Annotated in this window: 24 protein-coding genes, 1 tRNA gene and 1 pseudogene; 4 read left to right on the top strand and 22 right to left on the bottom strand. The window is 65.4% G+C overall.

Annotated features, from left to right (window positions below; genetic code table 11):
- Nucleotides 1-235: 235 nt before the first annotated feature.
- The 6 genes from EN990_RS24070 to cysK all read right to left on the bottom strand — a co-directional run bounded on the left by EN990_RS24070 (nt 236) and on the right by cysK (nt 6,635).
- On the bottom strand, nt 236-2,278 hold the full coding sequence (locus EN990_RS24070; RefSeq protein ID WP_127366536.1) for a hydantoinase/oxoprolinase family protein: 2,043 nt from the start codon (nt 2,276-2,278) through the stop codon (nt 236-238).
- A 121-nt stretch (nt 2,279-2,399) separates the two neighbouring features.
- A complete protein-coding gene (locus EN990_RS24065; protein ID WP_013528606.1) occupies nt 2,400-3,026 on the bottom strand; it encodes a CDGSH iron-sulfur domain-containing protein in 627 nt (208 codons plus the stop codon).
- 114 nt (nt 3,027-3,140) lie between these two features.
- Entirely contained in the window at nt 3,141-3,512 is a 372-nt protein-coding gene (locus tag EN990_RS24060; RefSeq protein WP_063169665.1) for a hypothetical protein, read from the bottom strand.
- Nucleotides 3,513-3,639: 127 nt separating this feature from the next.
- On the bottom strand, nt 3,640-3,996 hold the full coding sequence (locus EN990_RS24055; RefSeq protein ID WP_024502169.1) for a hypothetical protein: 357 nt from the start codon (nt 3,994-3,996) through the stop codon (nt 3,640-3,642).
- Between the two features lie 49 nt (nt 3,997-4,045).
- Nucleotides 4,046-5,533 carry an aspartate aminotransferase family protein gene (locus EN990_RS24050; RefSeq protein WP_127368097.1) on the bottom strand — a complete coding sequence of 496 codons (1,488 nt, stop codon included), beginning with the start codon at nt 5,531-5,533 and terminating at the stop codon, nt 4,046-4,048.
- 13 nt (nt 5,534-5,546) lie between these two features.
- Entirely contained in the window at nt 5,547-6,635 is a 1,089-nt protein-coding gene (cysK, locus tag EN990_RS24045; protein ID WP_127368096.1) for a cysteine synthase A, read from the bottom strand.
- Nucleotides 6,636-6,889: 254 nt separating this feature from the next.
- Here cysK and EN990_RS24040 point away from each other — a divergent pair, with 254 nt between their 5' ends.
- On the top strand, nt 6,890-8,878 hold the full coding sequence (locus tag EN990_RS24040; protein ID WP_127368095.1) for a transcriptional regulator: 1,989 nt from the start codon (nt 6,890-6,892) through the stop codon (nt 8,876-8,878).
- Nucleotides 8,879-9,004: 126 nt separating this feature from the next.
- Nucleotides 9,005-9,187, top strand: a complete 183-nt coding sequence (locus EN990_RS24035; protein ID WP_013528612.1) for a hypothetical protein — start codon at nt 9,005-9,007, stop codon at nt 9,185-9,187.
- A 120-nt stretch (nt 9,188-9,307) separates the two neighbouring features.
- On the opposite strand, the gene EN990_RS24030 is transcribed toward EN990_RS24035, so the two are convergent.
- From EN990_RS24030 to EN990_RS23975, 12 genes are all read right to left on the bottom strand, one after another.
- The gene (locus EN990_RS24030) at nt 9,308-9,871 is read right to left on the bottom strand and encodes a cytochrome b (RefSeq protein WP_127368094.1); all 564 of its coding nucleotides are present in this window, start codon (nt 9,869-9,871) and stop codon (nt 9,308-9,310) included.
- Between the two features lie 196 nt (nt 9,872-10,067).
- On the bottom strand, nt 10,068-10,376 hold the full coding sequence (locus tag EN990_RS24025) for a UBP-type zinc finger domain-containing protein (protein ID WP_027161196.1): 309 nt from the start codon (nt 10,374-10,376) through the stop codon (nt 10,068-10,070).
- Nucleotides 10,373-12,058, bottom strand: coding sequence for an FAD-dependent oxidoreductase (locus EN990_RS24020; protein ID WP_127384832.1), 1,686 nt, complete (start codon nt 12,056-12,058; stop codon nt 10,373-10,375). The genes EN990_RS24025 and EN990_RS24020 overlap by 4 nt, the downstream gene beginning before the upstream one ends.
- A 149-nt stretch (nt 12,059-12,207) precedes the next feature.
- A tRNA-Leu gene (locus tag EN990_RS24015) sits at nt 12,208-12,292 on the bottom strand.
- Between the two features lie 73 nt (nt 12,293-12,365).
- Entirely contained in the window at nt 12,366-12,986 is a 621-nt protein-coding gene (locus EN990_RS24010; RefSeq protein WP_127368092.1) for a 2,3-bisphosphoglycerate-dependent phosphoglycerate mutase, read from the bottom strand.
- A gap of 33 nt (nt 12,987-13,019) precedes the next feature.
- Nucleotides 13,020-13,862, bottom strand: a complete 843-nt coding sequence (gene dapB / locus EN990_RS24005; protein WP_127368091.1) for a 4-hydroxy-tetrahydrodipicolinate reductase — start codon at nt 13,860-13,862, stop codon at nt 13,020-13,022.
- Nucleotides 13,859-15,730, bottom strand: coding sequence for an ABC transporter ATP-binding protein (locus EN990_RS24000; protein WP_024502175.1), 1,872 nt, complete (start codon nt 15,728-15,730; stop codon nt 13,859-13,861). Before EN990_RS24000 ends, dapB begins: the two co-directional genes overlap by 4 nt.
- 78 nt (nt 15,731-15,808) lie before the next feature.
- Complete coding sequence (locus EN990_RS23995; protein WP_127368089.1) at nt 15,809-16,855, bottom strand: glucokinase; 1,047 nt, start codon at nt 16,853-16,855, stop codon at nt 15,809-15,811.
- A 186-nt stretch (nt 16,856-17,041) separates the two neighbouring features.
- The gene (gene mepA, locus EN990_RS23990; protein WP_127368088.1) at nt 17,042-18,130 is read right to left on the bottom strand and encodes a penicillin-insensitive murein endopeptidase; all 1,089 of its coding nucleotides are present in this window, start codon (nt 18,128-18,130) and stop codon (nt 17,042-17,044) included.
- A 149-nt stretch (nt 18,131-18,279) separates the two neighbouring features.
- Nucleotides 18,280-19,179, bottom strand: coding sequence for an SDR family oxidoreductase (locus tag EN990_RS23985; RefSeq protein ID WP_013528620.1), 900 nt, complete (start codon nt 19,177-19,179; stop codon nt 18,280-18,282).
- The gene (queG, locus tag EN990_RS23980; protein WP_127368087.1) at nt 19,176-20,330 is read right to left on the bottom strand and encodes a tRNA epoxyqueuosine(34) reductase QueG; all 1,155 of its coding nucleotides are present in this window, start codon (nt 20,328-20,330) and stop codon (nt 19,176-19,178) included. Before queG ends, EN990_RS23985 begins: the two co-directional genes overlap by 4 nt.
- Nucleotides 20,311-21,003 (bottom strand): glutathione S-transferase family protein, encoded by a 693-nt coding sequence (locus tag EN990_RS23975; RefSeq protein ID WP_127368086.1) that lies wholly within the window; start codon nt 21,001-21,003, stop codon nt 20,311-20,313. Before EN990_RS23975 ends, queG begins: the two co-directional genes overlap by 20 nt.
- A gap of 160 nt (nt 21,004-21,163) precedes the next feature.
- Here EN990_RS23975 and EN990_RS23970 point away from each other — a divergent pair, with 160 nt between their 5' ends.
- Nucleotides 21,164-21,970: an undecaprenyl-diphosphate phosphatase gene (locus EN990_RS23970; protein ID WP_013528623.1), complete on the top strand. Its 807-nt coding sequence runs from the start codon at nt 21,164-21,166 to the stop codon at nt 21,968-21,970.
- Between the two features lie 82 nt (nt 21,971-22,052).
- Here the strand turns inward: EN990_RS23970 and EN990_RS23965 are convergent, their stop codons facing one another.
- Nucleotides 22,053-22,430, bottom strand: coding sequence for a YraN family protein (locus EN990_RS23965; RefSeq protein WP_024502180.1), 378 nt, complete (start codon nt 22,428-22,430; stop codon nt 22,053-22,055).
- Nucleotides 22,423-23,352 (bottom strand): 16S rRNA (cytidine(1402)-2'-O)-methyltransferase, encoded by a 930-nt coding sequence (rsmI, locus tag EN990_RS23960; protein WP_063173477.1) that lies wholly within the window; start codon nt 23,350-23,352, stop codon nt 22,423-22,425. Before rsmI ends, EN990_RS23965 begins: the two co-directional genes overlap by 8 nt.
- A 134-nt stretch (nt 23,353-23,486) precedes the next feature.
- Here rsmI and EN990_RS23955 point away from each other — a divergent pair, with 134 nt between their 5' ends.
- Nucleotides 23,487-23,675: a hypothetical protein gene (locus tag EN990_RS23955; protein ID WP_013528626.1), complete on the top strand. Its 189-nt coding sequence runs from the start codon at nt 23,487-23,489 to the stop codon at nt 23,673-23,675.
- A gap of 73 nt (nt 23,676-23,748) precedes the next feature.
- Here EN990_RS23955 and EN990_RS23950 read toward each other — a convergent pair.
- Nucleotides 23,749-24,185, bottom strand: a pseudogene (locus EN990_RS23950) (EamA family transporter).
- 25 nt (nt 24,186-24,210) lie between these two features.
- A complete protein-coding gene (locus EN990_RS23945; RefSeq protein ID WP_127369519.1) occupies nt 24,211-24,534 on the bottom strand; it encodes a low molecular weight protein tyrosine phosphatase family protein in 324 nt (107 codons plus the stop codon).
- Nucleotides 24,535-24,536 lie beyond the last annotated feature (2 nt).

Raw genomic sequence — 24,536 nt, 5'->3', positions numbered from 1 at the left:
AGATCATGGACGATGGCCGAAAAACCGTTCCAGAAGGCGTCCGCTTCGATCCCCGTGCCCGGCAGCGCTTCCCTGGCCACGAACTCATGCAGCTCGCGGGCAATCCGCAATCCGGCGATCTCGATGCGGTCGGTCATCAGGCTACTCCAGATGAAAGGCTTTGCGGGCCTTTGGCATGTCAGGTTTGCCGGGTCAATTCAGCTTAGGGTGAAGGTGGCGTATTTCGCCGCGTCGCTCAAACCGCAATGCGCGGCCTTCCCGAGGCCACGGCCACGACATGCGCCTCGATGAACATGCGCTGGGCCTCGACGGTCGAGACCCGGAATTCGGTGGCGACGTCGATCTCGGCGCTGTCGGTGCCGGCATCCCTGGCGCGCTCCGCGACGATGGCGCGGACATCGGCCTCGGCCGCCGCGATCGCCGCTGCCTCGTCGAGGAAATCGCGTACGGTCTCGCCCGAGGCGAGACGAAACAGCCCTTCTATGGGCTGGCTGACCCGCGCCTCGGCCGAAACCCTGACCTGGCCGACGACGGCGCCAAGCGCGTTGGCGACATCGGTATCCCTGGGCACCACGCAGTCATTGCCGATCAGCTCGGCCAAGCCGGCATAGTGCAGCGGCGCCGAGGCGCCGAGGCCGATGACCGGGCGGTCGAGCGCAACGCTCAGGCGGGCGATGCCGGGATGCGCGTCGACTGCGCGCTGCACCAGGGCGTGCGCCACTGTCGCGGCGCCATCGAGCCCATCCTCGGCAAAGGCGGTCTCGAGGATATATTCGGCCGACCAGCGCGTCAGCGTCACCAGCACCCGTTCCGAGATCGCTTCCGGCGAAGCGGCAATGTTCTGGCCACGGCCGTCACGCTTGCGGGCGAACAGTTCGGCGCCGAGGCGCGCCGCGATAGGATCCCAGTTCGCCTGCTTGCCCAGCACGTGGGCGGCGTCCGACGGGGTGAAGCCGGCGACATGCACCAGCCCGCGCGACACCAGCCGGTTCAGCGTCGCGTTCTGCGCGTTCGAGGTCAAAAGCCTGTCGACGGCGAGCGGCACGGCACCGATGGCCTCGTAGAGCCTGGCTTCGGCGCCGGTCAGGCCGGCGGCGAGCCGGTCGGGCACGCCGGTGCGCACCGCGAAACGGCCGTCCATGCGGCCGGGATTGGGTGCCCGCGACTGGCGCTCCAGCTCTGAGATCACCGCTACGCCATGCGCCATGCCGGCCAGCGCCAGCGGCACCAGGCGGCGCGGCCCGAGCAGGATCTTCGGGTTGAGCGCGCCATCCTCCAGCGCCACTTCGGAATCGCCGCCGAGGCCGAAGGTGCGCATGGCGACGGCCTCGACCATGGTGCGGAAGCCGCCGACGGTGGCGCCTTCCGGATCGAGCCTGGGACGGCCGCCGTCGAGCACGGCGACGTCGGTGGTGGTGCCGCCGATGTCGGACACCACAGCATTGTCGAGCCCGGTCATGTGGCGGGCGCCGACCAGGCTGGCGGCCGGGCCGGACAGGATGGTCTCGATCGGTCGCTGGCGGGCAAAAGCGGCTGAAACCAGCGCGCCATCGCCGCGCACCACCATCAGCGGTGCTGCGATGTTGCGCGCCTCGAGAAAGCCTTCGGTCGCTGCCACCAGCCGGTCGATCATCGAGATCAGCCTGGCGTTGAGCAAAGTGGTCAGCGCCCGGCGCGGGCCGCCGAGCTTGGCCGACAGCTCGTGGCTCGATGTGACCGGCAGGCCGGACTTGTCGCGGATCAACTCGCGGGCGGCGATCTCATGCGCCGGATTGCGGGTGGCGAAGTAGGCGCAGACGGCAAAGCCGGACACCGAGGCGCCGAGTTCCGGCAGCGCCGCTTCCAGTCCGGACAGATCGAGCTTGGCGGCATTGCCATGCACGTCGTGGCCGCCCGGACAAAAAACCACCGGATCGGTGCCGAGCGCGGCCTTCAGCCCGTCGCGGGCGAGGTCGCCCTCGGAAAAGCCGATCATCACCAGCGCGACGCGGCCGCCCTGGCCCTCGACGAGCGCGTTGGTGGCAAGCGTCGTCGACATCGACACCAGCTTGATATCAGCCGGATCGGTTCCGGCTTTCTGCAGCACCGCGTCGACGGCGCCGGAAATGCCGACGGCAAGATCATGCCTGGTGGTCAGCGCCTTGGCCTTGGCCAGCACCTTGCCCTTGTTCGGCCCTTCTTGCGGGCCTTCCGTTTCAGACCACAACACGGCATCGGTATAGGTGCCGCCGGTGTCGATCCCGAGGAACAACGGTTTTGGCTTGGTCTTGGCTGTCATTTTTGGCGGCGGTCCGGCTGGGAAGTCTGTCTGCCCCTGCCTTTAGCCGATGCGGGCGGGTCGATAAAGCTGCGAGCGCTGGGCCAAGGCGGAGATTGGCAGCGTTGGCCGAAGCGCCAACCTACCCGACAAACCCCACTTTCTTGTGCGTGCCATCGCAGAACGGCTTGTTGGCGGAATGGCCGCAGCGGCAGAGGAAGGCGCGTTGTGTACGGTCGACCGTATGGCCGGTTCCGGTGACGATCTCGAGATTGCCCTCAAGCTTGAGCGGGCCATTGGTGGTCGGCGTCACTTTCAGCGGACCATTTCTCGCTTCGAGCGCCGGCGTGTCCTTCAGCTGCGGCTCGCCGGTGGCGGCAAAACCGGATTTGTTGTGGCTGCCGTCGCAGAACGGCTTGTTTTCCGAAGCGCCGCAGCGGCAGAGCGTGGCACGATAAGAAGTCTCGCCGTCGAGAACGATCTCGGCGTGTACCGCCAGCGGGCCGTTTTCCCGCAGCCGCACCGTGTTGACCACCGGTGCTTGCTCCTGCGGCCCGCCATCCTTCCTGACATAGGTGATGGCGCCCGACGGGCAGCTTTCGGCGATGGCGACGATCTTCTCGACGCTGGCCGCCTCGGGATGGATCCATTGACCCGGCGCGTTGGGCACGAAGACGTGCGGATCGCCGAGCACGCAGTTGCGCGAATGGATGCAGCGCTTGCCGGAAAACCCGACGTCGATCTTGTCGCTTTCGACCATGCCGGCCATAGCTGAGCTCCTTTTGCCTGAAGCACGTCGCGTCTGAACAGTTCGAGGCGGCGCGCGCTGGGTATTTGCACAGGCTATGGCTCCAGCCCGAAGACCGTCAAGCTGGCAAACCGGTCAGGGGACCAGTTCGATCTCCTCGGTCTCGCCGCCGCTGCAGGTATAGCAGCAATCCTCGCATTTTTCCTTGTTGCCGGGGCCGACGCCCCAATAGGTGCCCTCGTCACCATCGACCCAGGCGCCGTAACAGATCGATTCCCCGGCGTTGCAGGATATCGGCAGCTGCTTGGTCTCGCCGTCGTCGAGGTAGAAGTCCTTGTCATCGCCCGGCCAGACATAGTCGCGATCCTGGCTGTAGAGTTCGACGCGCATGGCGTTGGGGTGGCCGTTCTTGATGGCAAAGGTGACATCGTCGGCACGCGCCGCCGGCACGAGCAGCATGAGGAGAGACAGCGCGGCCAGCACGCGGCGCGCATAGATATGAAACATGAGTGACCCCCTGAATAAGCGGCCCACCCGGCCGCGTGGCGACCATCGCACGCAGCGCTGAATCGCGGAAGTGGACCGGACGAGCCGATCCCTGACTTAATTTGGGTCCAACGAAAACTTCCGCGCTCTACGGCACCAGATCGATCGTCTCTGTCGAGTGTTCGACGCAGATGAAGCAGCAGGTGTCGCAAGGCTGGTCATTGTCCGGCCCGACGCCGGCCGAGAGGCTGTCATTGCCGTCGGCCCAGGCGCCATAGCAGATATGTTCGCCCTGATTGCAGGAGAACGGCACAGATTTCTGCGACCCTGGGGCGATCAGGAACACCTTGTCGTTGCCCGGCCAGACCGTCTCGCGGTCGCGGCTGAACAGCTCGACCGCGACTGCTTCCTTGCGCAGGTTCTTGACGAAGAAGGCCATGTCGGCGGCCTGCGCCGAGGCGGTGAAGACCAGCGCCGCCAGTGCAACCATACGAAACAGCGTCACGGCCTGGATCTCCCGAATCACCGCGGCAGAATCGCATGCCTGCCCGCTACTAGGAAGGTGCGGAACCCTGCGTCGCGATCTCATGCCCCAGCCGCACCGTTTCACGCACCAGCAGGTCGAGATCCTCGCGCCGTGTGCGATGATTGGTGATCGCCACGCGCAACCAGTGCTCGCCATGCACCGTGGTGTCCGAAAGGGCCGCAATGCCCTGTTCCTGCAGCCGCAGCATGATCTCCGTGTTGAGCACCTTCAGAGCCTCGCCTGTCAGACCGGGCTGATAGCGGAAGCAGACGATGTTGACGGTCGGCGATGCCGCCAGCTGCAGCCGCGGCGCGGCCTCGATCAAGCCGGCAAGATAGACGGCCTGGGCAATGTTCTGGTCGATCAGGCGGCCGAATTTCTCGACACCGTGCTCCTTCAGCGCCATCCACACCTTCAGCGCGCGAAAACCGCGCGACGTCTGCAGGCCGTAGTCGTGCAGCCATTCGCCGGAAGCGAGGCCGCGCGGCGTCGATTCCAGATATTCCGGCGTCACCGCGAAGGTCCCGCGATGCGCGGCGGCATCCCTGACCAGGGCGCAGCCGACTTCGAACGGCGCGTGCAGCCATTTGTGGGGATCGAGCGCGACCGAATCCGCCCGTTCGATGCCGGCGACGCGATGGGCATTCTCAGGCGCAATGGCGATCAGCGCGCCGATGCAGCCGTCGACATGGAACCAGAGGCCTTCCTCATGTGACAGCTTCGCAAGCGCCTGCAAATCGTCGATCGCCCCGGTGTTGACGGTGCCCGCCGTACCGATGACGCAGGCCGGCTTGAACCCTGCCGCGCGGTCGTCTGTGATCGCTGCCCGCAAGGCGGCGATATCGATGCGCAGCCCGGCATCGGTCGGGATGCGGCGCAGTGCCCGGTTGCCGAGGCCAAGTGCCTCCATCGCCTTGCGGTGGCACGAGTGGATCTGCTCCGAGCCGTAGAAGCGCAGCGGCTCTTCGATGGCGGCGACACCATGCTCGCGCACGTCGATGCCGGCCTTGACGTTGCGCGCCACGGTCAGCCCGATGATGTTGGCCATCGAGCCGCCGCTGACCAGCGTGCCGCCGGCAGAAGCGGGAAAGCCCAGCATCTCCTTGCACCAGTTCACCACCTGGCTGTCCATCAGCCCGGCGGCGTGGTTGCCGCCGCCGAGGTTCGAGCCCTGGATTGCCGCAAGGAAATCGCCGAGCGCACCGGTGAAATTGCTCGACCCCATATACCAGGACCAGAAGCGCGGATGGATGTTGCCCATTGGATAGGACATCACCGTGCGGGACACCTCAGAATAGACCGCATCCAGCGGCGCCGGCGAGCGCGGCAGCGGCGCCGAGAAGGCCCCTCTCACATCGGCCGGCATCTCCCGCCAGACCGGGCGGTCGCGCACATCGCGGAGGTAATCGACCGCATCGTCGATGACCCGGTGCGACAGGGCCTGCACATCGGCCCAGTCCAGGGGATCGAGCGTTTCCTCGGCCAAAAGGCCGAGGTTTTCTTGCACGGCGTCCATACCAGATCTCCCGTCAAGCCGCCGGGAACTGGCAGCCGGGCGTCGAGCGCGACAGGGCGGTCTCGTCGGCATCCATCTCGGCCTCGATGCCGTCGAACAGCGGTGTCGACATGTAGCGTTCGCCGGTGTCGGGCAGCATGCACAGGATCACCGCACCGGCCGGCGCCTCCTCCGCGACCTGCCGTGCCACGGCGAAGGTCGCGCCGCCGGAAATGCCGGTGAAGATGCCCTCTTTGCGCGCCAATTCCCTCGCCCATTTGATGCCCTCGGGCCCGGCGATCGGCATCACCTCGTCATAGAGGCTGGTGTCGATCGCCTCCTGCAGCACGTTGGGGATGAAATCCGGCGTCCAGCCCTGGATCGGGTGCGGCTCGAAGGCTGGATGGCTGGCGGCGGGAGCACCATCGACGCCGCGCTGCTGGACCTTGCCGCTGCCGATGAGCTGCGCGTTGGCCGGCTCGGAGAGCACGATGCGGGTTTCCGGCCGCTCGCGGCGCAGCACGCGCGCCACGCCCACCACCGTGCCGCCGGTGCCATAGCCGGTGACGAAGCAATCAAGCCGCGAGCCGGCGAAATCATTGACGATCTCGCGCGCCGTCGTTGCCTCGTGGATGGCGGCGTTGGCGGCCGTCTCGAATTGGCGGGCAAGGAACCAGCCATTGGCCTCGGCCAGTTCCACCGCCTTCTTGTACATGCCGAAACCTTTTTCGGCGCGCGGCGTCAGCACCACCTTGGCGCCCAGCATGCGCATCAGCTTGCGGCGCTCGACCGAAAAACTGTCGGCCATCGTGACGACCAGCGGATAGCCCTTTTGCGCGCAGACCATGGCGAGGCCAATGCCGGTGTTGCCGCTGGTCGCCTCGACCACCGTCTGGCCCGGCTTCAGCGCCCCGCTGCGCTCGCCCTCCTCGATGATGTTGAGCGCCAGCCGGTCCTTCACCGAGGCGCCGGGATTGAAATACTCGGCCTTGACGTAGATCGTCGCGTGGGACGGTCCGAGATTGTTGATGCGAACCACCGGCGTGTCGCCGACGGTGTCGAGAATGCTGTCGAACAGGCGGCCGCGCCCGGCCGTGGTTCTGATCTTCTGCTGCTGCAACATCTTGGTCTCCTTGATTGTCATCGCGTTTTGTCTTCACGGGCCGGTTACAAACCGGCGGGTTGGGCGGCGAGGTTTGGTGACCTTGCCGCGCTAGGACTGACATGCCGCACAGCGGCAATGGCCGTATCCGGCGCTGAGATCCGCTGCCGGATGCGCCGTGTCGTGTTTGGTGATACAGGAGAGGCCGACAGGCCAGCGTGGGAGCAGGCGTGGAAACGCACGTGGAATCCACTCGATCGAGGCCGGACGGCGACATGCCGGTCCTTTCCGTGCGCCTGCTCGGACCGCTGATGATCTCCCGCGACGGCGCTCCGGTTGCCCTGCCTGCGTCACGCAAGCTGCGCGCGCTGCTCGCCTATCTGGCGCTGGCGCCGCATCCGGTCAGCCGCAGTCGCCTGTGCGAGTTGTTGTGGGATGTGCCGAACGACCCAAGGGGCGAACTGCGCTGGTGCCTGAGCAAGCTGCGCGGCGCGCTTGACATGCCGGCCCGGCGCCGGGTCTCCACCCAAGGCGATACGGTCGCACTCGATCTCGACGATTGCCTGATCGATGTGCTGGAGGTCAGCCGCGCCGCCGCGCAAGGGATCGGCACGCTTGACGTCGAGCGCTTGCGCGTGCTGGCCGGACTGTTTGCCGGCGATTTCCTCGACGGGCTGGAGCTCGAGCGCAGCCCGCATTTCAACAGCTGGCTGATCGCGCAGCGCCGCCGCTTCAGCGCTTGCCATGCCGCCGTGCTGGAACGCCTTGTCGCGAGCCTGCCGGCTTATAGTGACGAGGCGATCGCCCATCTCGACACATGGGTGGAACTGGCGCCGTTCGACACGTGCGGACATCTGGCGTTGCTGTCCAATCTGGCCGGGCGCGGCGAGGTCGGCGCGGCCGAAGAGCATCTGGCCGCGGCGGAACGATTGTTTCGGTCGGAGGAGCTCGATTTCGCACCGCTTCGCGCGGCCTGGCGGGCGATCCGCGACCGACAGTCGGGCACCTCGCTTCGAACGGCCTGCCTGTCCACGCTATCGCCACTGGTGGCCACCATGCCCACCGCACCCGGCCCGGTCGAGCCCAGCCACGCTTCGCTGGCGGTGATGCCGTTTGTCGAGGAGAGCGGCGGCACGCGCGGCGGATTGGCCGACGGTTTCACCCACGACATCATCACCCGCCTGGCCAAGCTCAGGGATTTCTTCGTCATCGCGCGCGGATCGGTGTTTGCGCTGGCAGAGCAGAACATCGCGCCCGAGGATGCCGGCCGCCGGCTGAATGTCGACTATGTCGCCACCGGCACGGTGCGCAGCCCGTCCGGCCGCCTTATCGTCAGCGTCGAGCTGATCGAGGTGCGCAGCGCCAGGATCGTCTGGGCCGAGACCTTCGAGCGCAGGCCCGATGACATCTTTTCCGTGCTCGACGACATCGGCAACAGCATCGTCTCCTCGATCTCGGCCGAGATCGAAACGGTCGAGCGCAACCGCGCCATGCTGAAGGCGCCCAGCTCGCTCAACGCCTGGGAGGCCTACCATCGCGGCCTCTGGCACATGTACCGCTTCACCCAGGCCGAAAACGAGCAGGCGCGGCATTTCTTTGCCCAGGCCTTGCAGCTCGACCCGACCTTCGCCCGTGCCTATGCCGGCCTGTCCTTCACCCACTGGCAGAACGCCTTCCAGCGCTGGGGCGATCGCGACCGCGAAAGCGCGCTGGCCTTCGAGAGCGCCGGCCACAGCCTGCTGGTCGACGACCACAATCCGGCCGCCCATTGGGCGATGGGCCGGGCGCTGTGGCTGCGCGGCGAGCAGGACGGCTCGCTGCTCGAACTCGAGCGGGCGGTCGATCTCAGCCCCAACTTCGCGCTCGGCCACTACGCTTTGTCCTTCGTGCATTCGCAGTCGGGCGACCCGCGAGCGGCGATAGGCTCTTCCGATCATTCGCGCCATCTCAGCCCGTTCGACCCGCTGCTGTTCGGCATGCTGGGCGCACGCGCCATGGCGCATGTCCGGCTCGGCCAGTTCGAGGAGGCGGCCGAATGGGCGCTGAAGGCGGCGGCGCGGCCCAACGCCCACGCCATCATACTGGCGATCGCCGCGCACTGCCTGGCGCTGGCCGGACGGCTCGACGAGGCGCGCGGCTTCGCCGCCGCCATCCGCAAGACAAGGCCGGACTATTGCGCCGACGATTTCATCGGCACCTTCCGCTTCGAACCGGATGCCGTAGCGCTGTTCCGGCAGGGCGCCAGCCGCATCGGGCTCAACTGAAGCCTGGATCGCCATCTTGGGGATCGCGTGGGAATTTCGCCTCAAATCCGCCGGGTTAACGAAGTCGGAAGGAGTTGTTTAACCGTTAGCTTCTATGTCACGGCCCGGGGGGCCGACAAAGTGAGTATGATGAGCAACAGCCCCGACAAGCGCAATGAATGGCGCGCCATATTTTACGTGCAGGCTCGCGTTGCCATCCTGTTTGTCCCGGTGGTTGCCAGCCTGCTGATCATAGCGGCGCTTGCCGGAAACGAACGCAAGTCGGTTCCCAGCATGATCGACCCAACCGTCACCGGCTCCGTGCGGTAGGCGCTATCGGTCGGCGTTAGCCCTCTCGGGGAGAGCGCCTTCTGAAGAAAAAGAAGGTCGAAAGAAAGGCCCTCCCGATCAACGAGGGAAGGCGCCATGCGCTTTTCCTGGGAAACCACTTCACGCTTTCCCGGACTTGCTCCAGGAGAGCGTGCTTTCCGGCAGCATTCGCTTGAGCACGTCGTCCTTGCGGATGAAATGATGCCATAGCGCCGCGGCCGCGTGCACTCCGGCGAGGATGAGGATCGAATTGGCGCACAGGCTGTGCAGTTCCCTGATGAACCGGGCCGTGTCGCGGTCGGGCGATACCGGGGCCGGGATGGTGAAGAGGCCGAAGAAGCTCAAGGCGTCGCCCCTGTACCAAGTCAGCAGGATGCCGAGAGCCGGAATGGTCACCAGCAGCGCATAGAGCAGCAGATGCGCGATCTTGGCCGCCCATCGTTCAAGCTCCGACATTTCCGTCTGCAGCCCTGGCGTTCCCAGTATCAGGCGCAGGCCGACGCGGATGACGACCAGCGCAACCAACAGCAGCCCGAACGAAATATGGAACCACCAGACGAGCGCGCGGCCGGGATCGCCGCGCGGAAAAAGTTCTTCCACATAGGTCAAGCCATAAAGGCCGATGACCAGCAGAAACACCGCCCAGTGAATGGCTTTTTGTGCGCTTGTATAGGTGGGGTGCATGCGAGCCTTCCAGTTTTGAATATTTCTAAACTAGCCGCGATCATGTCAAAGCTTTGTCGGGCTCGGATGATCGTGAGCTGGCAGGACACTGGAACGGGTAAGCTGTCAGTTTGCGGACAGTCGGGCATCGAGCGCGTAATGCTGGACAAAGAAAAGCCCGGGCGAACCGGGCTCTTCTTCGGCGTCTCCAGGGCGCTCAAACAAAGCGCGGGATCGGACCGTTCTGCGGGGTCACATCGTCGCCGAGGTCGACAAACACCTCGTCGACATAGCACCATGCCCAGCCTTCGGGTGGATCGTAGCCCTCGATGATCGGATGCTTGGTGGCGTGGAAATGCTTGGTGGCGTGGCGGTTGGGCGAGTCGTCGCAGCAGCCGACATGGCCGCAGGTACGGCACAGCCGCAGATGCACCCATTGCGACCCGCTCTTCAGGCATTCCTCGCAGCCGAGCGCGCTCGGCGTGACCTTCCTGATGTCGCGCGTATGTCTGCATTCATCCATCATGGTCTCCCGGCCATTTGAAATGTGTCGGCGTTGCCGCGCGCGAGGTAGGCATGCAGAGCCGCGACCACCTGGGCGCCTTCGCCGACAGCCGCGGCGACCCGTTTGACCGAGCCCGCACGGACATCGCCGATGGCGAATACGCCGCTGCGGCTCGTCTCCATCTGCGCCGATCCTATGTCCGATCCGGTGCGCACGAAACCCCTGGCGTCCAGCGCGACATCGCAGTTGGCCAGCCAATCGGTGTTCGGATCGGCGCCGATGAAGAGGAAGAGATGGCGGATCGGGCGCGTTGTTCCCGCGCCGCTGGCGCGGTTGCGCCAGCGCACCGTGGCAAGATTGCCGTCTTCGCCCTCCAGTGCCTCGATTTCGGTCCCGGTCAGCACCTCGATGTTCGGCTGCGCCCGGATGCGCTCTACCAGATAACGCGACATGCTGGCCTCGAGGCTGCCGCCGCGCGCCAGCAGCGCCACCTTCCGCGCATGACTGGCCAAGTAGACAGCCGCTTGCCCGGCCGAATTGCCGGCGCCGACCAGCGCCACTTCCTGGCCCGCGCAAAGCCGGCCTTCGATGGGCGACGCCCAATAGTGCACGGACGTCCCCTCGAACCGCGCAAGATCGGCGATGTCGAGGCGGCGATAGCGCGCGCCGCTGGCAATCACCACGCTGCGCGTGCGCACGGTCTCGCCGTCACCGACATCGAGCAGATAGCGGGCGCCTGACGTGTCGGTGGCCGCGCTCAAAAGCTTCGCCTCGTCCGGGATGACCATTTCAACGCCGAATTTCTGCGCCTGGTTGTAGGCGCGCGCCATCAGCGCCATGCCGGTGATGCCGGTCGGGAAACCGAGATAGTTCTCGATGCGCGAGGAGGCGCCGGCCTGTCCGCCGAAGGCACGGCAATCGAGCACGATCGTCGACAGCCCTTCGGATGCCGCATAGACCGCCGCCGCCAGCCCTGCCGGGCCGGCGCCGACGATGGCCACGTCATACACCGTATCGGCATCGATCGGGCGCAACAGGCCGACGCAGCGGGCGAGGTCCTTTTCGCCGGGGTTCATCAGCAGCCTGCCGTTTGGACAGAGCACGATCGGCAGGTGGTGCGGATCGACCTCAAAGCGTTCGACCAGCGTTTTGGCGCAGGGATCGCTGTCGGAATCGAGCACGCGGTGCGGCTGGCCGCTGCGCGCCAGAAAACCCTGCAGCCGCAACACGTCGGCATTGTCCTGGGGTCCGATGATGATCGGCCCGCTGGTGGCGCTCTCCAAAAGCCCGACGCGGCGCAGGATCAGCGCCCGCATGATGCGCTCGCCGAGATTGGCCTCCTGCACCATCAGGTCGCGCAGCCGCTGCGAGGCGATGACGAACGCCTCCACCGGCTCGGCGGCCTGCGCATTCACCAGCGAGGGACGGGCCGAAAGCTGCGCCAGCTCACCGACAAAGCTGCCCGGGCCGTGCGTGACGATCGTCTCGCGCCGGCCGAGCCCGCCGTCCTGGGTGATGTCCACGCTACCCGACAGCACGACGATCAGGCCGGGCGCCACATCGCCGGCTTCGATGATGTGCTCGCCGGCTGCATAGGCGCTGGCCTCGCCGAACCGGCGCATGCGGTCGATGTCCACCTCGGCCAGCGTGGGGAACGCCTGGTCGCGGCGGGCACCGAAGATCGGGTTGGTGGATTGAGCCATGGTTTTGAGCGTAGCGAAGCGGCCGCGGAGTTTGAAGCGGTTTGTGAGGGGACTGGCCGGAAGGGGAGGTTGGCTGAAAAGAAAAAGCCCGGGCGAACCGGGCTTTTTCTCTAAGTTTCTGAACCGTCGAGTGGTTCGAAACGGGAATTTGGTGCCCAGAAGAGGACTCGAACCTCCACTCCTTGCGGAACACGGACCTGAACCGTGCGCGTCTACCAATTCCGCCATCTGGGCTGGTGCGGGCTCATGTAAGCGGGCAAGCGATGTGTGTCAACGCGCTTTTTTCGCAGGTACTCCGTTCGCCGGTTCAGTCGTCCAGCACTTCCTTGGAAGCGACGGTGGAATCGGCGTTGAGCTGGTAGATGACCGGCACGCCGGTGCCGAGTTCCAGCTTGACGATCTCCTCACCCGACTTGCCGTCGAGCACCATGATCAGCGCGCGCAGGGAGTTGCCGTGCGCGGCGACCAGCACGGTGCCGCCGCGCAGCACATGCGGCTGCAAATCGTGCAGGTAATAGGGCCAGACGCGGGCGCCGGTGTCCTTCAGGCTTTCGCCGGCAGGCGGCGGCACGTCGTAGGAGCGGCGCCAGACATGCACCTGCTCCTCGCCCCATTTCTTGCGGGCGTCGTCCTTGTTGAGGCCGGAGAGGTCGCCATAGTCGCGCTCGTTGAGCGCCTGGTCGCGGATGGTCTTCAGGTCGCCCTGGCCGACCGCGTCGAGGATGTGCTGGCAGGTCTTTTGCGCCCGGATCAGCGCCGAGGTGAAGGCGATGTCGAATTTCAGGCCACGCGCCTTGAGCTTTTGCCCGGCGGCCTTGGCCTCGGCGTGGCCCTGTTCGGTCAGGTCGACGTCGCGCCAGCCGGTGAACAGGTTCTTCAAATTCCATTCGCTCTGGCCGTGGCGCACGAGCACGAGGGTTCGCGACATGTTTGCTCCTTCAGGTTTATGGATCAGGCCGGCTCAGCTGAGGCCGAGCACGTCCCGCATCGAATACAGTCCCGGCTTCTTGCCGCGCGCCCAAAGCGCCGCCTTGACGGCGCCGCGGGCGAAGATGGCGCGGTCCTCGGCGTGGTGCGACAGGGTGATGCGCTCGCCGGTTCCGGCCAGCATCACGCTGTGGTCGCCGACGACAGAGCCGCCGCGCAACGTGGCAAAGCCGATCGAGCCCGTCTTGCGCACCCCGGTGTGGCCGTCGCGGACGCGCACGTCGTTGCCTGAGAGATCGATACCACGCCCGGCGGCGGCGGCTTCACCCAGCAGCAGCGCCGTGCCCGAAGGCGCGTCGACCTTGTGCTTGTGGTGCATTTCGAGGATCTCGATGTCGAAATCGTCGGCATCGAGCGCGCGCGCCGCCTGCTCGACCAGCACCGCCAGCAGATTGACGCCGAGGCTCATATTGCCCGACTTGACGATCGTCGCATGGCGCGCCGCCGCAGCGATCCTGGCATTGTCATCGGCCGAACAGCCGGTAGTGCCGATGACATGGACGATGCGCGCCTGCGCCGCGTAGCCGGCGAATTCGACCGTCGAAGTAGGCGTGGTGAAATCGAGCACACCGTCGGCCTTGGCGAACACCGGCAGCGGATCGTCGCTGATCGGCACGTTGATGATGCCGATGCCGGCCAGCTCGCCGGCATCCTTGCCCAGATGCGGCGAATCCGTCCGCTCGACCGCGCCGATGACCCGCGCGCCTGATATAGAGTGGATGGCGCGGATCAGCGTCTGGCCCATGCGGCCGGCGGCGCCCACCACCACCAGGCCCATATCATTTGCCGGTCCGTCGGTTGCGGGCGTGGCGCTCATGTCGTGCTCCCGGCGATGCTCTGCGTGTCGATGCCTTGTGACAGGCGTTGCGCCGAAGTCCGGATCGGCGCGCTGTCGTCGACAAGCCCCAGACCCTTGACGCCCTGGATGCGGTGGAAGCGGGCATAGACGCTGTGCGGATCGGCCATCAGCGAGGCGTGCGTGCCTTCCTCGACCAGCCGGCCCTGTTCCATGACGATGATGTGGTCGGCATTGACCACCGTCGACAGCCGGTGCGCGATGACGATGGTGGTGCGGCCTTCCATGACCTTTGTCAGCGCCTGCTGGACGCGAGCCTCGGCCTCGTTGTCGAGCGCCGATGTCGCTTCGTCGAGCAAAAGGATCGGTGCCTGCCGCACGATGGCCCGCGCGATCGAGACGCGCTGGCGCTGGCCGCCGGACAGCGTCACGCCGTTCTCGCCGACTGGCGTGTCGTAGCCCTGCGGCTGCTGGCGGATGAAGTCGTCGGCCGCGGCTTGGCCCGCGGCCTGTTCGATCTCGGCATCGGTGGCGCTCAGCCGGCCGTAGCGGATGTTGTCGCGGATGGTGCCTTCGAACAGATAGGGCTGCTGCGAGACATAGGCGATGGAACCGCGCAGCGACTGTTTGGTGACCTTCGAGATGTCCTGGCCGTCGATCTCGATCGACCCCGCCTCGACATCGTAGAAGCGCTGCAGCAGCGCCACCAATGTCGTCTTGCCGGCGCCCGAAGCGCCGACGATTGCCGTCACCTTGCCGGCCGCGGCGACGAAACTCAGATCCTGCAGCACCGGAGCCTCCTCGACATAGCGGAAGGAGACGTTGTTGAAACGCACTTCGCCGGAGGTGAATTTCGCCTCGGCGGCGCCTTGGGCGTCGCTCTGCTGCGGCTCGATGTCGAGAAGCTCGTAGATCATGCGCGCATTCACCAGCGCGCGTTCCATGCCGACCTGCATGCGCGCCAGACGGCGGGCCGGATCATAGGCGAGCGTCAGCGCGGTGATGAAGGAAAACACCGCGCCCGGCGGCTGGCCGAGAACGGTGGCCCGGTAGCCGGAATAGGCGATGACGCTGGCGAAGGCGATGCCGGCCAGCAGTTCGGAAACCGGCGTCAGCCGCTCGGAGACGCGAGCGATCTTGTTCGACCGCTGCTCGGCATCCTCGGCGAGCTGGCTGATCCGGCGCGACAGCTCGTCCTCCATGGTGAAGGCCTTGACGATGGCGATGCCTTGCGTGGCTTCCTGCATGGCGCCGATCAGCCGAGAGTTGATCTGCACCGATTCGCGCGTGATGCGGCGCACCCGGCGCATCAGATAGGTGACGGTCCAGATCAGCGGCGGCCCGATCAGCAGCGAACTCAAGGAGAGTATCGGATCCTGGTAGATCATCACGCCGACCAGGCCGACCAGCGAGACGGCATCACGCGCGGTCGAGGTCACCGTCATCGACAACAGGTCGCGAATGCCGTTGACGTTCTCGTTGACCTGCGCGGCCAGCCGCCCGGACCTTGTGTCGTTGAAGAAGGAGACGCCAAGCTTCATCAGATGGTTGAAGATGCGCTGCTGATAGCGCGCCACCAGATTGTTGCCGATCCTGGCCATCGTCACCGCCTGGCCGTAGCCGGCAAGGCCGCGCAGGATGAAGGCACCGAGCAGTGCGGCGCAGATCCATGGGATCAGGTCGCCGCGTCGTTCGTAGAAGATCTGGTTGACGACCGGGCTCATGATCCAGGCGGCAAGCGCCGTCGTCGCCGACACGGTCAGCAGGCAGAGGATGGTGAAAACATACGCGCCCCGATAGTCGCGGCCATTTTCCTGGAGGATACGGCGGATGACCGCCACGATCTCTCCCGCACGGGGTTTCGACAAATTGGGGGGCTGAAATGTCAAATTGGAGCGCTTCGTAGATTTCCGCTTCCCGCGGCCGGGCAATTTGGCACCCCTCTTAACGCCAAGCAGCCAGCTTGCCTATGCCTCGGGGTGACTAACTTCGTCGCGCCAGCGCCGGCCCGAAGTCTGGACACCGAACAGCGAGGGGTTCCTGGCATAGGCGGCAAGGCCCAGAAGTGCGGCCAGCGGATGGGCAATGACATACACCGGCATGGTGCGCATCATCGCGCTGTGCGGCGCCTTGTCCTCGAAAGCGGCACGGAAATTGCCGGCTTTCAGCGCCGGCACGATCTTCTGCGCGATGCCACCGGTGAGAAACACGCCGCCGCGGCTCATGAACACCAGAGCAAGGTCGCCTGCCGTGCGCCCAAGGCAGGTGACGAAGGTCTCCAGCGCTTCCTCGGCAACCGGATCGGTTTTCGCAAGTGCCGCGGCAGTGATCTCGGCCGGCGTGGTGAAGGGCGACGGCTTGCCGTCCGCCTTGGCAACCGCCCGATAGACATTGACCAGACCGCGTCCGCACAGGATCTGCTCGCCCGAAATGCGGCCCTCCAGCTTCTCGATATGCGGAAAAACCTCGAAATCGCGGGCCGAGCGCGGACCGATATCCATATGACCGCCCTCGCCGGGCACCGGTATCCAGTGGTGCAGCGCATGGACCAGCCCGGCGACGCCGAGCCCGGTTCCGGGGCCGAGCACGACGCGGCCGGCATTGGGCTCCGGCGTGCCGCCGCCGATCTTTTCCATGTGCTCCTCGCCGAGCGCGACGACGGCCAGCGCCTGCGCCTCGAAATCGTTGAGCACGACGATGTCGCTCAGGCCGAGGCTGGCGAACATTTTTCTCGGCTTGACGATCCAGGGGCAGTTGGTCAGTTCGATCTCGTCGCCGTCGACCGGACCGGCCACCGCCAGCACCGCCGAATTGGGACGCACCGACGAGCGATCGAGCACGGCCGCCTGGATCGCCTCGTCGATGGTGTTGTAGTTCGCCGTCTGGACGATGGTCGGCTCGCCTGCCTCGGAATTGGCGTCGAGCACGATCGAAAAGCGCGCATTGGTGCCGCCGATGTCGCCGATAAGGATCGGAAACCGCAACAAAGTATCGTCGTCGCCTGTGCCTGGCATGCTCTCGTCCGTCTCCGGCGCCACCGACGGCATCTAGCCGTTCTTCCGTTGACTAGCGCATGGGTTTGAAAAGGGAAACGGTTTTCGAGCCCGGCGGCGCGCTGAGGCCGGCTGTGCGGCCAAACCGACACGGTTTCGCAAAAATAAGGTCCTGAACCGGTTGAGCCCGTCTATGAGCCGTGACCGTCAGTTTCCTGGCGGCCGCGGTCGCGGCAGCGGCACGCCGATCTCGGGCGTCGCCGTGAAGGCGTTCACCGTGCTTGGCAAGCCGGCGGCGGCCGGCGTGGCGGACAATGACGGCGCTTCGGGTTCGGGTGCGGCAGCCGCGACCGGCACGCCGCCGCCGTGATAGGTCGCCGCCTCGGCGGAAACCGGCCCCGGCGCGTCGAGCACGGCGCGGCATTCGCTCGGCAGGTTCGCCATCGTCATCAGGTCGCGTGCCTTGGGGGCATCCGGGTTCTTGTTGGGCCGCCACGGCTCCTGCGTGAACCACCAGGCCAATGGCTTGCCGCAACCGTCATCGTCCGGCGTCGCTTCCTGCGCCTTGCAGCCGGGGGATCCCGGCTGACAGCCGATGCGCATGTGAAAATGATAGTCGTGGCCCCAAAACGGCCGGATCTTGCGCAGCCAGCCGCGGTCGCCCCTGACGGTGTCGCAGAGTTTCTTCTTGATGCCCGGATTGACCAGGATGCGCTCGACCTGGCTGTAGCTCGCCGCCCGCTTCAGAAGCCTTGTGTGCGCCGGCGTCCACAGCGCGTCCTTCACCAGATGGGTCTTCTCATCGACCATCAAGGTGGCGCTCATCGATTCGCGCTGCGCCATCGACAGCGGGCGGCTGGGCATCGGCGTCAGCCAGATGTCGGCGTCGAGCCCGATCTGGTGCGAGGCATGCCCGGTCAGCATCGGGCCGCCGCGCGGCTGCGAAATGTCGCCGATCAGCAGGCCCGGCCAACCATCGGCTGCCGCGTCGCGCGACAATTTCTCGATCACCGCGATCATAGCCGGATGGCCCCAGCGACGGTTGCGGGACGGCCGCATCACCTCCCAGGTCGGACCGTCCATGGGAATGGCGACGCCGCCGGCAAAACAGCCCTTGGAATAGAAGCCGATCGATTGCGCCGCGCTCGCGGCTGGCAGTTTCTTGGCGCCGAACAGGTCTTTTGCCCGTTCCTCGGCCGCGGCCGGCCGTACGGCTAGACCGGCAAGGACGAACAGGCCGAGAGCGGCCGCCAGCCTGAATTTTTTGCCGAGAGATGGCTGTATCGGTGTTTTCATGAAACCGGATCCCCACCAGGCCGAATCATAGCATGCAACGCGGAACGCTTCGATCGACAGAGCGGTTCACCGAAACGGTGAACCGCTCTGTCTCTGTTTTGACGCAATCCCGGACGGAGAACCGTGTCACACTTTTCCTGGAATTGCTTTTAGCGCTTCATCGGGCTGCGCGCCTCGCCGTCGCGCCAGTCGTCGCTCGCCCACATATGGTCGAAGGCGGCGCGGTAGTCCGGAAAGCGCAGGGAATAGCCCGCCGCCTTGATCGCCGCGTTGCCGACGCGCTTGTTCTCGCCATAGAAGGACCGCGCCATGGGCGAAAGTTGGGCGGCGTCGAAAGGAATCTCGGGCGGCGGTTCGATGCCCATCAATGATGCGGCATAGGCGACGACGTCCTGCGGCGCCGCCGGCAGATCGTCGGTGACGTTGAAGATGCCGCCTTTATTGCCTTGGATGAGCTGCCACAGGGAGCCTGCTATGTCGTCGCAATGAATGCGATTGAACACTTGGTCGGGCTTGACCAGCCGCCTTGCGCTGCCGTTTTCCAGATTGACCAGGGCATTGCGGCCCGGCCCGTAAATGCCGGAGAGTCGCAGGATCGCCACCGGCCGGCGAATCTCGCGGCCCAGCTCCAGCCAGTCCTGCTCTGCCGCCACCCGCATCATCGAACGCTTCGACACCGGCCGGCATTCAGCCGTTTCATCGACCCATGCGCCGTCATAATTGCCGTAAACCCCGACCGTAGAGAGATAGCCGATCCATTCCAGCAAAGGCATTTGAGCGATTGCCTCTCGCGCCGCACCCAGCACGGGATCGCCGGCCTCCTCCGGGGCGACCGAAATCAGCAGATGCGTTGTTTTCCGCAATGCATCGCCAATCTCATCCGTCAGCGCACCGTCGAACAACAGCGGGGCGATGCCGGCCTGCCGTAGCGTCTCGAATTTTTCCGGCGAGCGTGTCGTGCCGAAGATCGTCGCGGCGCCTTTGTTAGCCCGAGCAAAAGCCCTGCCCGAATAGCCGGCGCCGAAGATGAATATCTGCTTTTCGCTCATGCATTCGCCCTGGTTGGCCGCGCCAGACGCCATTCGTCGCGCACGGCTTCGTCGCTCTCGGTTTTCAGGCCGATGGCTGCCCTTTCTGAATATTCGGCGTTGGGCACCAGCCGCGCCAGCGCCCAAATTGCCGCGCCCCGCACCAGCGGGGACGGATCGCCGAGCAGCGCAAGCACCGCGCCGGACAGCGACGCTTCGCCGGAATTGCCGGCGGCGATCAGCACGTTGCGGATGAACCGATCGCGGCCGATGCGTTTTATCGGCGAACCGGAGAAGAAAGCGCGGAAGGCCGCGTCATCGAGACCCAAAAGGTCGGCGAGCGGTGGTTCGCGCAGATCATCGCGCGCGGCGAGTTTTGCTTCCGAAGCCGCCCGGGCGAATTTGTTCCACGGGCAGGCGGCTAAACAGTCATCGCAGCCATAGATGCGGTTGCCGATCTTTTCGCGGAATTCGTGCGGGATCGGCCCCTTGTTCTCGATGGTGAGATAGGAAATGCAGCGCCGCGCATCGAGCCGGTAGGGCGCCGGAAAAGCATCGGTCGGGCACGCGTCGAGGCAGGCGCGGCAGGAGCCGCAATGGTCGATTTCGGCGCGGTCGGGCACGAGTTCGGCGGTGGTGAAGATGGTGCCGAGGAACAGCCAGGAGCCGTGCTCGCGGCTGACCAGATTGGTGTGTTTGCCTTGCCAGCCAAGCCCGGCGGCTTCGGCCAGCGGCTTTTCCATGACAGGTGCGGTGTCGACGAACACCTTCACGTCACCGCCGGCGCGGGCAACGAGCTTGCCGGCGATCTCCTTCAGCCGGCCTTTCATCACATCGTGATAGTCGCGGTTTTGCGCATAGACCGAGATCGCGCCGCGGTCGCGCTTGGCCAGCACTTCGCGAAGATCATGGTCGGGGCCGTAGTTCATCGCCAGCACGACGATCGAGCGTACCTGCGGCCAGAGGGCCGTTGGTTCACTGCGGCGTTGCAACGTCTCGGCGATCCAGTCCATCGAGCCGTGAAAGCCGTCGGCGACGAATTCGGCCAGGCGCGCCGGCGCCAGCGGGATCGCATCGGGGGAGGTGACGGCGACGGCATCGAAGCCGGCGCGCTGCGCCTCCGCGTCGATCAGCGCGCGCAGTTTTGCCGCGTCAGAAGTCGAGGTCCGCATAATGCGACACCGGTGACAGGCCGCGCACCCGGTCGGTCAAAAGCGGCCGGAAGGAAGGCCGCGACTTGACCCGCGTGTACCATTCGCGTGCAGCGCTGTGCTCGCGCCAGTCGATCTCGCCGAGATAATCGAGCACCGAAAGCGTCGCCGCGGCCGCGAGATCGGCATAGGTGACCCTCGAGCCGGCCAGCCAATGGCGGGTGCCGGCCAGCCAGTTGGTGTATTTCATGTGCTGGCGGATGTTGGCGCGCGCCGCACGGATCGCGCCAGAGTCGGGCGAGCCGCCGCCCGCCGTTTCCGGCATGACCGGCTTCAGCACGCGCTCACGCACCAGATGGCGGGTGACTTCGCTTTCAGCCTTGTTGAGATACCAGTCGATGAGCCGGCGGATTTCGGCGCGCTGCATCGGGTCCTCGGCGAACAGCCGCTTGTCGCGCTTCAGCACGCCGCGCGTTTCATCGAGATATTCCGATATGACCGTCGCGCCGATGATCGGCACGTCGCCTTCGGCCAGCAGGATCGGCAGCGTGCCGGCCGGGTTCAGCGCCAGGAACTCCTTGCGCCGGGTCCACGGCTTTTCCTCGATCAGGGCCAGCTCCTCGCCATACTCTCCGAAAGCGAGGCGGACGAAGCGACAGGTGGCGAACATGGGGTGGTGGAAAAGCGTCAGCATGGTTCCGCGATGATAAAGCGCACTGGCGAATCGCAGGGCGCACCGGTAAGTCTTGGCCGCCCGGTTAGCGGGCCGTCAGGGTGTTGCGACCTATAGGGGGACTTCAACGCCATGACAAGCAAGCCCTTCTGTCAGCCGTCACGCCAATGCCGAGGTAGCCATGGAAAGCCAGACCATCGTCGAAGCCCTGCTGCTCGGCCTGCTGGAGGGGCTGACCGAGTTCATCCCGGTGTCCTCGACCGGCCATATCCTGCTCGCTGGCCATTTCCTCGGCTTCCACTCGACCGGCAAGGCCTTCGAGATCCTGATCCAGCTCGGCGCCATCCTGGCGATCCTCAGCGTTTATTTCCGCCGCCTCTGGAAAATGCTGCTCGAACTGCCGCACGACCGACTGACCAGGCATTTCGTCATCGGCATCCTCATCGCCTTCCTGCCGGCGGCATTCATCGGCGCGCTGGCGCATGATTTCATAAAGACGGTGCTGTTCGAATCGCCGAGGCTGATCTGCATCATGCTAATTATCGGCGGCGTCGTGCTGCTGGTGGTCGACCGCATGAACCTCAAGCCGGTTTATCGCGATGTCGAGCGCTTCCCGACCCGGCTTTACCTGCAGATCGGGCTTTTCCAGTGCCTGTCGCTCATTCCCGGCACATCGCGTTCGGGCTCGACCATCGTCGGCGCCCTGCTTTTGGGCGTCGATAAGCGCGCGGCCGCTGAATTTTCCTTCTTCCTTGCAATCCCGACCATGGTCGGCGCCTTCGCCTTCGACCTGTTCAAGAACCGCAACGTGCTGAGCAGCGCCGACCTGCCGATCATCGCCGTCGGCTTCGTCGCCGCCTTCGTCACGGCGCTCATCGTCGTGCGCTTCCTGCTCGATTACGTCTCGCGCAAGGGTTACTCGCTGTTCGGCTGGTGGCGGCTGGTGGTGGGCGGTGTCGGGTTGGTGGCGTTGATGATCTGGGGGTGAGGAGTGTTCCGCGTAGCGGCCCTCACGCTTCGTCATCCACGGGCTCCGCCCGTGGATGACGAATGAAGGAGGGCTGCCCCCTCTAACTCTTCCCATAAAACGCGTTCTCGACATGCACCGGCCAGCGCCAGGGCAGCACCGCGACCATGTCGAAGCGCATCGACAGTCTGCCGTAGTCCGCTTGGCGCGACAGCCAGATGTCGGCCGCGCCTTCTATTCGACGTTCCGATTCGTGACCGATCGCCTCCATGGCTTCCATCAGCGACCGGCGCGCCTTGACTTCGACGAACAGCACCAGATCGCCGCGCCGCGCGATCAGGTCGATCTCGCCGAAGCGCGTGCGATGGCGGCGGGCGAGAATGCGATAGCCTTTCAGCATCAGCGCTACCGACGCCAGCCATTCGCCGCGATGGCCGCGCCGATAGGCTTTCTGGCGGCTGGCGCTCGGGCGTTCAGCCACCGCCGCTTTCTCCCGAAGCATCCTTGAGCTCCAGCAATCGCCGATAGAGCGCCTGTTTCTGGCCGCCGGTCATCTTCGCGGCTTCCGCCGCCGCCTTGGAGGCCGGCATTTCGGCGGCAAGCGACAGAAGCAGACGGTCGATGTCGGCGGGTTCGTCGACCCTGGCCTCGGCCGGAGCGACGCAGACGACGATCTCGCCCTTCGGCGTATCGGCCGCGGCATAGTGGTCGGCCAGCGCCTGCAGCGTGCCGGTTCGCATCTCCTCGAAGGTCTTGGTCAATTCCCTGCCGATCGCGGCCTTGCGCTCGCCGCCCAGCGCTTCGACCATGGCACCGAGGGATTCGGCCAGCCGGCGCGGCGATTCGAAGAAAATCAATGTCGCCGGCACGGCTTTCAGTGCCTCCAGCCGCGTCAGCCGCTGCCCGGTCTTCACCGGTAAAAATCCGGCGAACATGAAGGCATCGGAGGGCAGGCCGGATGCGGTCAACGCCGCGAGCGGCGCCGATGGGCCGGGGATAGGCACGACGCGAATGCCGTGGTCGAGCGCCTCGCCGACCAGCCGGTAGCCGGGATCGGACACCAGCGGCGTGCCGGCATCGGAGATCAGCGCCACGCTCTGTCCGGCCTGCAGCGCCGCGATCAGCTTCGGCCCGGCCTCGCCTGCATTATGCTCATGATAGGCTGTGGTGCGGCGGCGGATGCCATAACGGTCGAGCAGCACGCGCGACACCCGTGTGTCTTCGCAAGCGACGATGTCGGCGGCGGCCAGCGTCTCCAGCGCGCGCAGCGTGATGTCGGCGAGATTGCCGATCGGCGTCGCCACCAGATAGAGCGCCGGCTCCAGCGGCCGGGCCGCGATCTCGGTCTGCCCGACCACATAGCTGCGCTTGCCCGTCTCTGCGGTCACTGACGACTTCTCCATTCAGCCCTGTTTGGCACGGCTGACGCGGGCTTGCAAAAGCTGATGCCGATGTAGGGAATTCGCCTTTCCTTTGCCACAGTGGGGAACCAAACCGGCGTTGGCAGATTAGCCCCCTGATTCCGGAGGAGGACAGGATGGACAGCCTCAAGATACAAGACGCTTTCGAACCCTACTATGCCGGCCGCAACCGCGTTGCCACCCCCAGGGACAAGCGCCCGTCTGCCAAGACCGAGCACAGCCTGACCGAAGAGCGCGTCGCCAGCACCTTGCCGACGAACGTCAGCCTTTCCGACAACAAACCCGACAGCACGACGGAGCACTGACCGGACGATGCCCAATCGCTTCGATATCTTCATCACCCGTCTTGAAACGAAGAACGCACGCCATGGCGCGCAACTACCCTCGATAGGCGACCAGCACAGCACCCGCCGCGATAAGGGCGACGCCAAGCCAGTTCGCTCCGGACAACCGCTCGCCGAGAAAGGCCGCGCCAAACACCGCCACAAGCACGACGCTTAGCTTGTCGATCGGCGCCACCTGCGCCGCATTGCCGATCTTCAGGGCGCGAAAATAGCAGAGCCATGAAGCGCCGGTCGCCAGACCGGACAGGGCGAGGAAAGCCCAGGTCTTTCCCGAGATCGTAGCCGGCGACTGGAATTGGCCGCTGGCGAGCAGGATGGCACCGAGCACGATCAGGATGATGATCGTGCGGATGAAGGTGGCGAAATCGGAATTGATGTTCTCGATGCCGACCTGGCGAAGATCGCCGTCAGGGCAGCGAATGCAGCCGAGAGCAGTGCCCAGAATTGCCAGGAGGATACGGTCAGGTTCATGCGGGTGGCCTTCGCGGATGGCGTCTTAACCGAGATACCGCGAAATGCGTGCCTTCAGAAGGCCAATCAACTCCAGATCCATGAATTCATAATTGTCAGGTATGTCGAGGCAGATCACACGCGCCTTCTTCAGGCTGGCCCTGAATTTCTTCTGCAGCTTGGTGCGGTGCGCCTTTTCCATGACGAAGATGATGTCGGCCCAAGCGACCAGCTCATGCGTCAGCGGCGTGTCGGCATCGTGGTTGGTTCCGGCCGAGGCCACCTCGATATCACGGCGCGTTGAAAACACCTGTTCGGCGGTCGGGCTGCGCAAGCGGTTCTGGCTGCAGACGAAAAGGACGTTCTTCAAGG

The organism is Mesorhizobium sp. M7A.F.Ca.US.005.03.1.1, assembly GCF_003997975.1.
GTDB lineage: Bacteria > Pseudomonadota > Alphaproteobacteria > Rhizobiales > Rhizobiaceae > Mesorhizobium > Mesorhizobium ciceri.
The sequence above is the reverse complement of the archived record's forward strand: the minus strand, read 5'-3'. Positions and strand labels throughout refer to the sequence as shown.